Origin of the sequence: Streptomyces sp. YS-3 (assembly GCF_045257485.1) — a bacterium.
GTDB lineage: Bacteria > Actinomycetota > Actinomycetes > Streptomycetales > Streptomycetaceae > Streptomyces.
The window spans coordinates 1-11,423 of sequence record NZ_JBJHPC010000203.1; the positions used below are offsets into that span (position 1 = coordinate 1).

Genomic DNA, 11,423 nt, shown 5'->3' on the forward strand with positions numbered 1-11,423 from the left:
GGGCGCACGGCTCCCTTTCTGGCGAGGGCGTTCGGCGGCTGACGGCCCGCTGTCGGACCCGGAGCGCGATCAGTAGCAGATCCGGTCCGGACGACAAGCTGACAGCCCGTCAATTCCTGGCGCTGGAGCGGCTTCGATGGTGGGGGGGTGCGAGGAGGAACGAGGGTGACGTCATACCCGGGTGAACTTGAGAGTAAGTCCGCTTTTCTGGGCCGAACAGCCGCTCCAGCGCCAGGAATTGACGGGCTGTCAGCTTGTCGTCCGGACCGGATCTGCTACTGATCGCGCTCCGGGTCCGACAGCGGGCCGTCAGCCGCCGAACGCCCTCGCCAGAAAGGGAGCCGTGCGCCCCGCCCCCGCCGAGGCGACCTCGCGCGGCGGGCCCGCCGCCACGATCCTGCCACCCGCGTCGCCCCCGCCGGGCCCGAGGTCGACCACCCAGTCCGCGCCCGCCACCACCGTCATGTCGTGCTCGACCACCACCACCGAGTGGCCCGCGTCGACCAGTCCGTGCAACTGGCGCAGCAGCACCTCGACATCGGCGGGATGCAGCCCGGTGGTGGGCTCGTCCAGCAGATAGAGCGTGTGCTCCCGCCTTCCGCGCTGAAGCTCGGAGGCCAGCTTGATGCGCTGGGCCTCGCCGCCGGAGAGCTCGGTGGCGGGCTGTCCCAGGCGCAGATAGCCCAGGCCCACGTCGAGCAGCGCGCGCAGACTCCGGGCGGCGGGCGGGGTGTCCGCGAAGAACTCCGCCGCCGCCTCCACCGTCAGATCCAGCACCTGCGCGATGGTGAGCCCCCGGTGGGTGACCTCCAGCGTCTCCGGGTTGTACCGGGCGCCGTGGCAGTCCGGGCAGGGGGCGTACGTACTCGGCAGGAACAGGAGCTCCACCGAGACGAACCCCTCGCCCTGGCAGGTCTCGCAGCGCCCGCCGGGCACATTGAAGGAGAACCGGCCCGCCCTGTAGCCGCGCGCCCGTGCCTGCCCGGTGGCCGTGAAGAGCCTGCGGACGACGTCGAAGAGGCCGGTGTACGTGGCGAGGTTGGACCGGGGGGTGCGGCCGATCGGCTGCTGATCGACCGTCACCAGGCGTCCCACGCCCGGCAGTTCCTCGGTCACCGCGCCCACCAGTGTGGACTTGCCCGATCCCGATACGCCCGTCACCGCCGTGAACACACCGAGCGGCAGCTCCGCCGTCAGGCCCCGCAGATTGTGCCGGGTCACCGGCCCGACCTTGAGCCACCCGGACGGCTCGCGCACCGCGCGGACCGGCGCGGGCACGGTGTCGAAGAGGAAGCGCCGGGTCTGCGACTCGGCGACCTCCGCAAGCGCCTGCGGCGGCCCGCTGTGCAGCACCCGGCCGCCGTGCTCACCGGCGTACGGGCCCACGTCCACCAGCCAGTCGGCGTGCCGCATCACATCGAGGTGGTGCTCGACGACGAACACCGAGTTCCCGGCCGCCTTCAGCCGGTCCAGGACCGTGAGCAGCGCCTCGGTGTCGGCCGGGTGCAGCCCCGCCGACGGCTCGTCCAGCACGTACACCACCCCGAAGAGCCCCGACCGCAGCTGGGTGGCGAGCCGCAGCCGCTGCAACTCACCGGCGGAGAGGGTGGGAGCGGTCCGGTCCAGGCTGAGGTAGCCGAGGCCGAGCTCGACGACGGGGCCGATCCGGCCGAGCAGGTCGGTGGTCAGCACCTCGGCCGTGGGGCCGGCGTCGGCCGAGCGCAGCAGCTCGGCGAGCGAGTCGAGGGGGAGGGCGGCGAGCTCCGCGACGGTGCGTCCGGCGAAGGTGACCGCGAGGGACTCCGGCCGCAGCCGGCTGCCGCCGCAGACCGGGCAGTCGGCGGCGGTCAGGAAGCGCTCGGCCTTGGCGCGCAGGGCCGTGCTCCGGCTCCCCGCGAACGTCTTCATCACATAGCGGTGGGCGCTCATGTACGTGCCCTGGTACGGGCGCTGGATGCGGTTCGCCTCGCGCACCGGATGCACGGTGACCACCGGCTGCTCGTCCGTGAACAGGATCCAGTGGCGGTCCTCGGCGGTCAGCTCGCGCCAGGGCCGGTCGACGTCGTATCCCAGGGCGTCCAGGACGTCGCGCAGGTTCTTGCCCTGCCAGGCGCCCGGCCAGGCCGCGATCGCGCCCTCGCGGATGGACAGGGAGGGGTCGGGGACGAGCAGGTCCTCGCTGGTGCGGTGGACCCGGCCCAGGCCCTGGCACTCGGGGCAGGCGCCGGCCGCCGTGTTGGGCGAGAAGGCGTCCGAGTCCAGGCGCGCGGCGCCCGCCGGGTAGGTGCCCGCCCGGGAGAACAGCATCCGCAGCGAGTTGGAGAGCGTGGTGACCGTGCCCACCGAGGAGCGCGAGGTCGGTGACGAGCGCCGCTGCTCCAGCGAGACGGCGGGCGGCAGCCCCGAGATCTCCGCGACCTTCGGCGCGCCGACCTGGTGGATCAGGCGCCGGGCGTAGGGCGCCACCGACTCGAAGTAGCGCCGCTGGGCCTCGGCGTAGATCGTCCCGAAGGCGAGCGAGGACTTCCCCGACCCGGAGACCCCGGTGAACACCGCCAGCGCGTCCCGGGGAACGGCCACGTCGACCCCGCGCAGATTGTGCTCGCGGGCGCCGGTGACCCGGACGAAGGGGTCGTGGTTCGGGCCGGTCGGGTCCGTGGCGGGTCGCGCGGGGCTCGGCATGACCGAAATTCTAGGCGGACGCGCTGGTCAGGCCGGTGAGCCGGGCCAGTCGGCGGTAGGAGTCCAGCAGGGCCGCGCGGTCGTACGTGCTTGTGGTGACCAGGTACTCGTCGGCCGCGCTGCGCGTCAGCAGCTTCTCCAGGGCGCTCTCGACCTCGTCCTCGGTGCCGTGGATCTGGCCGCTCAGGGCCTCCTCGAAGAGGGTGCGCTCGCGCGCGGTCATCGCCAGCGCCTCGATCTCCTCGGCGGGGGAGAGCGGCGGGAACGCGCCCCGGGTGCGCGAGTACGCCGTGGACCACGCCTCGGAGAGCAGGACGCGGCGGGCCTCCTCGGTGGTGCCCGCCACCGCGACCGTCCCGGAGAGCACCACATGGGGCCGCTCGCTCCAGGAGGAGGGCCGGAAGGCCTCGCGGTAGTCGTCGATCACCCGCAGCATCGCGTCCTCGCCGCGCACGGCGGCGATGACCAGCGGCAGCCCCGCCTTGGCAGCGAGCCGGGCGCCCTGCCCGGTGGCGAGCACGAACGCGGGGACGCGCAGGCCCTCGGCCGGGCGCGCGTGGACCTGCGGGTGGACCCGCTGCGTACCGTCGAAGTAACCGAGCAGTTCGGCCAGGAGCGCCGGGAACGCGTCGGCGTCCTCCTTGTCGCGGCCCAGGGCCCTGCGGATGCCGTCGGTGAACCCGACCGAGCGGCCCAGACCCATGTCGATCCGGCCCGGGAAGAGCGACTCCAGCACGCCGAACTGCTCGGCCACCACCAGCGGTCGGTGGTTGGGGAGCATCACCCCGCCCGTACCGACCCGGATCGTGGAGGTCGCGGCGGCCACGGCGGCGGCGAGCACGGTCGGCGCGGAGCCCGCGACCCCCGGCACGCTGTGGTGCTCGGAGACCCAGAAGCGGTGGTAGCCCAGCCGCTCCGCCTCCTGGGCGAGGGCCACGGTGTCCCGCAGGGCCCCGGGGCCGTCGTGCCCCGCGCGGATACGGGAGCGGTCCAGGACGGAGAAGCGCGTCGACGCGATCACTGAGCTCACACAGGCTTCAACGTCTGTGCGGCGCCAGGATTCCCTAGGGTGGGCGCATGACGGAGCAGAGCAGGCCACTGGCCGTATTCGACCTGGACGGCACGCTCGCGGACAGCGGCCACCGCCAGCACTTCCTGGAGGGCGCCCGGCGCGACTGGAACGCCTTCTTCGCGGCGGCCCCGGCCGATCCGCCGCTGGCCCGGGGCATCGCGCTGTGCCTGGCGGCGGCCGAGGAGTGCGAGGTCGTCTACCTCACCGGCCGGCCGGAGCGCTGCCGCCGGGACACCCGGGCGTGGCTGGCCGCCCAGGGCCTGCCGGACGGGACGCTCCATATGCGGCCCAACACCGACCGCAGGCCCGCCCGGACCACCAAGCTGGAGCTGCTGCGCCGGCTGGGGGCGGGACGCGAGGTGCGGATGCTGGTGGACGACGACGAGCTGGTGTGCGACGCCGCCGAACGGGCGGGCTTCCCCGTCGTACGGGCGCGCTGGGCGGCGCCCACCGAGACGCTGAAGGACGCGCAGGAGCGGGAGGGGCGGACCTGAGCGGTCGGGGGACCGCGCGGCCCGCCCCCCGGGGGGTCAGACCTCCTGGTCGTCGTCCAGCCGGAAGCCGACCTTCAGACCCACCTGGTAGTGCTCGACCCGCCCGTCGGCGATCTGGCCGCGCACCTGGGTGACCTCGAACCAGTCCAGGTTGCGCAGGGTCTGCGCGGCGCGGGCGACGCCGTTGCGGATGGCCTGGTCGACGCCCTCGGGGGAGGTGCCGACGATCTCGGTGACGCGGTACGTGTGGTTGGACATGGAGGTGCACTCCTCTTCGTCGCGTCCCTCCACCGTGCCCCACCTCACGCCGCTTCGCGAGACGTCCGACCCGGAGACGGTTTCGTCACGGGGCTTGACCGGCCCATTGGTACAGACCAAAATCGGCCGCACCCGAACTGGCCAACCGCCCCCTCCCCGGAGGAGCCGTCTGCGCTTTCCCCACGTCGGGTCATGACTGCCCGTGCCCTGACGCAGAAGGTGACCTCCGTGAAGAACCGCTTCCTCCATGCCCCCGTCGTGCTCCTCACGGCCCTCGCGCTCGGCGGCTGCGGCGCGCTGCCGGGCGTCGGCGGGGACTCCACCACCACCGTCACCGTGTGGCTGATGAAGGACAGCGCCTCCGACGACTTCATCAAGCGGTTCACCGACGCTTACGAGAAGGAGCACCGCTCGGTCAGGCTCGACGTACGGATCCAGGAGTGGACGGGCGTCGGACAGAAGGTGGGCGCCGCCCTCAAGGCCGGTGCGGCGCCCGATGTCATCGAGGTCGGCAACACCCAGGTCTCCCAGTACGCGGCCAGCGGCGGACTGCTCGACCTCACCCTGGAGTCGCTGCGCGACTGGGGCAGCGCCGACTGGCTCCCGGGCCTGGCGGAACCCGGCCGGGTGGACGGGGCGCAGTACGGCATCCCCTGGTACGCGGCGAACCGCGTCGTGATCTACAACAAGGACCTGTTCCGGGCGGCGGGCATCACCAAGGCCCCCAGGACCCGCGCCGAGTGGCTGAGCGACACCGAGAAGCTGAACACCGGCGCCACCCAGGGCATCTACCTCGCCGGACAGGACTGGTACACCCTCGCCGGGTTCGTCTGGGACGAGGGCGGGGAGCTCGCCCAGGAGAGCGCGGGGGAGTGGACCGGCACCCTCGCCACGCCCGCCGCCCTGCGCGGCATGGACTTCTACCGCCGCCTCCAGGCCCTGGGCGACGGCCCCAAGAACGCCGACGAGGCCACGCCGCCGCAGGCCGGGGTCTTCGCCAGGGGCGCCGTCGCCCAGATCATCGCCGTCCCGGGCACCGCCAACGCCATCCAGAAGGCCAACCCCGCCCTCGCCGGCAAGCTCGGCTACTTCCCCGTCCCCGGCAAGACGGCCGCCGCCCCCGGCGCGGTCTTCACCGGCGGCTCGGACCTGATTGTGCCCAAGCGCTCCGCGCACCGCACCGAGGCCGTGGAGGTGGTCAAGGCGCTCGCTGGGGAGAAGTGGCAGCGGGACCTCGCCGCCACCATGAGCTACGTGCCGAACAAGCCCGCGCTCGCGGCGGCCGTGGAGAACCAGGCGGGCACGGCCGCGATGGCGCAGGGCGCGGCCCGCGGCAGGGCCACGCCCAACTCGCCCCAGTGGGCCGCCGTCGAGGCCGACAACCCGATCAAGCCGTACATGACCGCCGTGCTCACGGGAGCCGACCCGAGGACGGCGGCCAGGACGGCCTCCGCGCGGATCAGCTCGCTGCTGTTCCCGTGACGGCGTCGCCGAGGACGGCGAGCGACAGCGCGAAGCGGCCCTCGGCGTCGGTCCACCAGTGGGTGGCCGTCAGCCCGGCGGCGGCGAGCTCCGCCCGTACGCCCTCGGGGCGGAACTTCGCCGAGATCTCGGTGCGCAGCTCCTCGCCCTCCTCGAAGCGGACCACGAGGTCCAGTTCGGGGATCTTCACGGTGAGGTCGGCGCGGGCCCGCAGCCGCATCTCGATCCACTCCCGGCCGGCGTCCCAGCGGGCCACGTGCGTGAAGTCGTCGAGGTCGAAGTCGGCGCCGAGCTCGCGGTCGATGACGGCGAGGACGTTCTTGTTGAACTCGGCCGTCACCCCGTCCCGGTCGTCGTAGGCCCGCACCAGGACCGACTCCTCCTTCACCAGGTCGGTGCCGAGCAGGAAGCTGTCGCCGGGCTCCATCACCGCGGCGACCGAGGCCAGGAACCGCGCGCGCTCGGCCGGCAGCAGATTGCCGATCGTGCCGCCGAGGAAGACCACCAGGCGCGGTCCCGGCGTCGCGGGCAGGTCGAGCGGCCGGGTGAAGTCGGCGATCAGCGCGTGCACGCCGAGCGCCGGCCGCTCCTCGATCAGCGCCGCGGCGGCCCCCCGCAGCGCGCTCTCGCTGACGTCCACCGGGATGTACGTGAGCGGGTCCGGCAGCGCGTCGAGCAGCAGCCGGGTCTTCTCCGAGGAGCCCGAGCCCAGCTCGACCAGGGTGCGGGCCCCGGAGGCCGCCGCGATCTCGGCGGCCCGCTGGTCGAGGATCTCCCGCTCGGCGCGGGTGGGGTAGTAGTCGTCGAGCCGGGTGATCTCCTCGAACAGCTCGCTGCCCCGGGCGTCGTAGAACCACTTGGGCGGCAGCGTCTTGGGGCTGCCCGTCAGCCCGTGCAGCACATCGGCGCGCAGCGCGGCCCCGGTGGCGTCCTCGGGCAGGGTGCGGGTCAGCTGGAACGGGTGGGACTGGTGCACGAGGATGGCTCCTTGAGGGGGGTCAGTACAACGTCGGTACGGGTCGCGGCCAACAGGGTGCGGTCGGGGACCTCGTGCCAGTGCGGATCGTCGTCGTAGGGCTCCGAGGCGACGACCGTGCGCCCGCCCGGCCGGGCGAGGTACCACAGGGTGTCGCCCCAGGCCGTGGCGGCGATCGTCACGCCGTCCGTGAGCAGCAGGTTCAGCCGGGAGTCCGGGGCCGCCGCGGCGACCTCGGCCACCGTCTCGGCGAGCGCCCGGCCCAGCTCGTCGCCCGCCCGCAGCCGGTGCAGCAGCAGGGCCCACACCAGCGCGGAGTCGCAGCGGGCCTCCAGCCGCAGCAGCTCCTCGGCGGGCAGCGCGGCGGCCAGGGCCGCGAGCGAGCCGGGCCAGCCGCGCACCGCCCCGTTGTGGCTGAACAGCCAGGGCCCGGCGGCGTAGGGCGCGGCGGCGGCCTCGTTGTCGGGGCCCGGCTCGGTGGCGTCCCGGACCGCCGCGAGCAGCGCGCCGGTGCGCACCACCCGGGCCAGGTCCGCGAACGAGGGGTCGGCCCAGATCGGCCCCGGCCGGCGGTAGCGGCCCGGCACCGGGTCGCCCTCGGCGTACCAGCCGACCCCGAAACCGTCGGCGTTGACCGTGCCGTACCGCTGCCGACGGGGCGCCCAGGACTGCCGGTACAGCGCGTGCGGCGGGCTCACCAGCAGCTCACCCAGTGGCGCGGGCGGTCCCAGGAACGCGATATGACGGCACATCAGGCATCCCTCGCGGTCCGGAACCCGGCGAAGATCTGCCGCCGCACCGGAAGGTCCCAGTTGCGGAAGGTGCCACGGCACGCCACCTGGTCCACCGCGAACGAGCCGCCGCGCAGCACCTTGTGGTCGGGCCCGAAGAACACCTCCGAGTACTCGCGGTAGGGGAAGGCGACGAAGCCCGGGTACGGCATGAAGTCGCTGGACGTCCACTCCCACACGTCCCCGATCAGCTGCCGTACGCCCAGCGGGGACGCGCCCGCCGGATAGGCGCCCGCGGGGGCCGGGCGCAGATGGCGCTGGCCCAGGTTGGCGCGGTCGGACGTGGGATCGGCGTCGCCCCACGGGTAGCGGCGGGAGCGGCCGGAGGCGGGGTCGTACCGGGCCGCCTTCTCCCACTCCTCCTCGGTGGGCAGCCGCCGCCCGGCCCAGCGGGCGTACGCGTCCGCCTCGTACCAGCTGACGTGGAGCACCGGTTCGTCCAGCGGTACGGGCTCGGTCACCCCGAACCGGCGGCGTAGCCACTGGCCGCCCTCCCGCCGCCAGAAGAGCGGGGCGGTGAGCCCGTTGCGGCGGACCATCGCCCAGCCCTTGGGGTTCCACCAGCGCTCGTCGGTGTAGCCGCCGTCCTCGATGAACCGCAGATACGCGCCGCAGGTGACCGGGGTGGTGTCGAGGTGGAAGGCGGGGACGATGCGGTGGTGGGCGGGGCGCTCGTTGTCCAGTGCCCAGGGCTCGGCGGAGGTGCCCATGGTGAACGGGCCGCCGGGGACGAGGACTTCCCCCGGCAGGTCCGCGGTGGAGCCGTCCGGCGGCTCGGGCGCGGAGAGCGCGGCCGGACCCTCGCGGAGCTGATGGGTGATCAGCATGGTCTCGTCGTGCTGCTGTTCGTGCTGGGCGACCATCCCGAACGCGAAGCCCGCGTCGACGAGCCGGGGCCCGCCCTCCATCGGGGTGGACTCCAGGACGTCCAGCGCACGGCCGCGCACCTCCGCGGCGTACCGGCGGGCCTCGGCGGGGGAGAGCAGCGGCAGCGAGGGGCGGGCGGCGCGCGGGTGCTCGAAGGCGTCGTACAGCGAGTCGATCTCCGGGCGCATCGCCTCCCGCCCGGCGACGGCCCGCAGCAGCCACTGCTCCTCCTGGTTGCCGATGTGCGCCAGGTCCCAGACCAGCGGCGACATCAGGGGGGAGTGCTGGGCGGTGAGGTCGTGGTCGTCGACGCAGGAGGTGAGGGTGGCGGTGCGCGCCCGGGCGGCGGTGAGGGCCGTCAGGGCGCGAAGGCGCAGCGCCTCGGGGTCGGTGGCGTCCGCTCCGGTCGGTTCGGGGCCGGTCATGAGGAGGTTTCCTTCCCGGGGGCGGACGCGGACGGGAGGTCCGCGGGGGAGAGGCCCCGTGCGACATGGCGGTCCGTGAAGGCGGCGACCGCCTCGCGGACCTCGGCGGTGGCGCCGAGCCGGGGCAGTGCCTCCAGCGCGGCGGCGAAGCAGATCCCGGCGGCCTCCCGCAGCTCCGGGTCGGCGAGCCCCGAGCGGGCCGCGTCGGCCCAGAGCGGATTGCGCGGCGCGGGCGACGAACCCGCCCGCTCGGCCAGGGACTTGACGGCCCGGTAGGCGGTCTCGGCCGCCTCCTGGTCGTCGAAGAGCGCGGTGGTCACGGCGAGCGGGACGATCCAGCCGTCCTCGCCGGACTGCGCGTCGATCATGCGCAGCTCCAGGTGTCCACGTGGCCGCACCGGCGGGAAGAGCGTCGTCAGGTGGTAGTCGAGGTCCTCGCGGGTGGCCGGGCGCGGCTCGCCGGTGCGCAGCCACTGGCGGAAGGTGAGCCCCTCGGGCGCGTCCCACGCCGGGCCGTCGGAGCGGACGCACAGCACCGGTGCGTCCAGGACGTGCGCGGCCCAGGCCGCCCGGGGCTCGGCGTCGAGCGGCGGCGCGAGCGCCCGTACCGGGTCGAGATCGGTCCACACCGCCTGCCGGGAGGAGCGCCAGCCGGTGGTTCTGCCCTCCTGGCGGGGCGAGTTGGCGAAGGCGGCCACCAGGACCGCGCCGAGGAGGTGGGCCAGGCGCCAGCGGCGTCCGAAGCCGAGCGGGCCCGGCTCCTCGTACCCGGCGTCGAGGCAGACCTGGACGGAGGCGGAGGTGCACATCATGGCCCGTCCGGCGGGTCCGGTCCGGTCGAAGTGGGCTTCCATGGCGTCGTAGCGGGGATCGTGCAGAAAGCGGCGCGGCGGGTGCCACGGATCCTGGCCGAGGCCGGCGAGGGTGAGGTCCCTGGTGCGAAGAGCGGCCCGGACGGCCTGGAGATCGGCCGCCACGGAGTCGACGCACTCCATGAGGGAACCGGCGGGAAGCGAGCTGAGCTCCAGCTGGCCGCCGGGTTCGACGGTGAGTGCCGACCGCAGGGGCACTGCCTTCAACGAGGCGTAGGCGGCGGCGAGTCGGTGGTGCGTGACGGGCAGGCGCGGGTCGTGGAGATCATGGACCAGCCACTCCACTTCGACCCCGACGGCGCGAGGTGGGCCGGTCTTGAAGCAGATACATCGAAGCAGATCGTCCGCTTCCGTTTCGGTGAACTGTCTGGTCAGCATGGTCGCTTCCCCATCGTGGGGACGTTTTCGGTGCACTGTCCCACCTAAGCCACTGCCGTCTTCTCGCACAAGAGTGCCCATCCGGACGGAAAGTATGTTGCGGGAGTGTTCTCCTGGCGTCAACGATGCTAAATATGAGTGCACGACTGCGCGACCTCGCGCGCCGCACCGTGGAGATCACCGAAGCCGGAGCGTACGAGACGCCCGGCGGGTCCACGGTCTCGATCGCCGCCTGGCTGGCGGCGGCCGTCGACGCGACCCGGCTCTTCGGCCCCGGTCCGGTGCCCGTGACGCCCGGCACCGACCGTTCCAGCGTATGCGCGGTGACCGGCGAGAGCAGCCTGGAAGCGGCCCGGCGCCTGGTGGGCGGGGGCCCCGGCGAGGTGGCCGTGCTGAACTTCGCCTCCGCGCGCAACCCCGGCGGCGGCTTCCTGAACGGGGCACAGGCCCAGGAGGAGGCCCTCTGCCGTTCCTCCGCGCTGTACCCGACGCTGCTGCGGGCGCCCGGATTCTACGAGCACCACCGCGCCGACCGCGATGTGCTCTACACCGACCGGGTGATCCACTCGCCCGGTGTGCCGGTCTTCCGCGACGACCGGGGCCGCCTCCTCGACGAGCCCTTCCGGGTCGGCTTCCTGACCTGCCCCGCGCCCAACGCGGGAGTGATCCGCCGGCGGGCCCCGCAGGACGTGGACCGTATCCCGGCCGTCCTCGCCCGGCGGGCGGAGCGCGTCCTGGAGACCGCGGCCCACTGCGGCTACCGGCGGCTGGTGCTGGGCGCCTGGGGGTGCGGCGTCTTCGGCAACGACCCGGCACAGGTGGCGGGCGCCTTCCACGCCCACCTCACGGGCCGGGGCCGCTTCGCCCGCCACTTCGACGAGGTGGTCTTCGCCGTCCTGGACCGCACGGCCGGCCGCACGACCCTGCGGGCCTTCGAGGAGGTGTTCGCGGCGGCGTAGGAGGCCCGCGCCGACCGCCGGGGGGTGAGCGCGGGCCCCCGATTGCGCCGGACGGCGCAGCGGACGCGGGCCCCGGGAGCCGGCCGCCCCCAGGCTCGGAGCATGATCGTCCGAGCCCTCGCGGCGCTGCTCGCCACCGCCTTCGCCGTCCTCGCCGCGCCCCCGCC

The 11,423-nt window shown here is 73.9% G+C and carries 10 protein-coding genes; 3 read left to right on the forward strand and 7 right to left on the reverse strand.

What is annotated here, in order from left to right:
- Positions 1-309 precede the first annotated feature (309 nt).
- Both ACJA3G_RS18180 and ACJA3G_RS18185 read right to left on the reverse strand, forming a co-directional pair.
- On the reverse strand, positions 310-2,682 hold the full coding sequence (locus ACJA3G_RS18180) for an ATP-binding cassette domain-containing protein (protein ID WP_406554052.1): 2,373 nt from the start codon (positions 2,680-2,682) through the stop codon (positions 310-312).
- Positions 2,683-2,692: 10 nt separating this feature from the next.
- Positions 2,693-3,712 (reverse strand): LLM class flavin-dependent oxidoreductase, encoded by a 1,020-nt coding sequence (locus ACJA3G_RS18185; RefSeq protein ID WP_406554053.1) that lies wholly within the window; start codon positions 3,710-3,712, stop codon positions 2,693-2,695.
- A 47-nt stretch (positions 3,713-3,759) separates the two neighbouring features.
- Here ACJA3G_RS18185 and ACJA3G_RS18190 point away from each other — a divergent pair, with 47 nt between their 5' ends.
- Complete coding sequence (locus tag ACJA3G_RS18190) at positions 3,760-4,248, forward strand: hypothetical protein (protein ID WP_406554054.1); 489 nt, start codon at positions 3,760-3,762, stop codon at positions 4,246-4,248.
- A gap of 36 nt (positions 4,249-4,284) precedes the next feature.
- On the opposite strand, the gene ACJA3G_RS18195 is transcribed toward ACJA3G_RS18190, so the two are convergent.
- Positions 4,285-4,506 carry a dodecin gene (locus tag ACJA3G_RS18195; RefSeq protein WP_358834541.1) on the reverse strand — a complete coding sequence of 74 codons (222 nt, stop codon included), beginning with the start codon at positions 4,504-4,506 and terminating at the stop codon, positions 4,285-4,287.
- Between the two features lie 228 nt (positions 4,507-4,734).
- Between ACJA3G_RS18195 and ACJA3G_RS18200 the strand changes: the two genes are divergently transcribed.
- Positions 4,735-5,988: an extracellular solute-binding protein gene (locus ACJA3G_RS18200; RefSeq protein ID WP_406554060.1), complete on the forward strand. Its 1,254-nt coding sequence runs from the start codon at positions 4,735-4,737 to the stop codon at positions 5,986-5,988.
- Here the strand turns inward: ACJA3G_RS18200 and egtD are convergent.
- From egtD to egtA, 4 genes are read right to left on the reverse strand one after another with little or no spacing between them, the layout of a single operon-like run.
- Entirely contained in the window at positions 5,966-6,964 is a 999-nt protein-coding gene (gene egtD / locus ACJA3G_RS18205; RefSeq protein WP_406554055.1) for an L-histidine N(alpha)-methyltransferase, read from the reverse strand. The two genes, ACJA3G_RS18200 and egtD, sit on opposite strands and share 23 nt — an antisense overlap.
- Positions 6,937-7,716, reverse strand: coding sequence for an ergothioneine biosynthesis protein EgtC (gene egtC / locus ACJA3G_RS18210; protein ID WP_406554056.1), 780 nt, complete (start codon positions 7,714-7,716; stop codon positions 6,937-6,939). Before egtC ends, egtD begins: the two co-directional genes overlap by 28 nt.
- Positions 7,716-9,047, reverse strand: a complete 1,332-nt coding sequence (gene egtB, locus ACJA3G_RS18215; protein WP_406554057.1) for an ergothioneine biosynthesis protein EgtB — start codon at positions 9,045-9,047, stop codon at positions 7,716-7,718. The genes egtC and egtB overlap by 1 nt, the downstream gene beginning before the upstream one ends.
- Positions 9,044-10,297: an ergothioneine biosynthesis glutamate--cysteine ligase EgtA gene (egtA, locus tag ACJA3G_RS18220; protein WP_406554058.1), complete on the reverse strand. Its 1,254-nt coding sequence runs from the start codon at positions 10,295-10,297 to the stop codon at positions 9,044-9,046. Before egtA ends, egtB begins: the two co-directional genes overlap by 4 nt.
- 134 nt (positions 10,298-10,431) lie before the next feature.
- On the opposite strand from egtA, the gene ACJA3G_RS18225 reads away from it, so the two are divergent.
- Positions 10,432-11,256 carry a TIGR02452 family protein gene (locus ACJA3G_RS18225; RefSeq protein ID WP_406554059.1) on the forward strand — a complete coding sequence of 275 codons (825 nt, stop codon included), beginning with the start codon at positions 10,432-10,434 and terminating at the stop codon, positions 11,254-11,256.
- Positions 11,257-11,423: the final 167 nt, after the last annotated feature.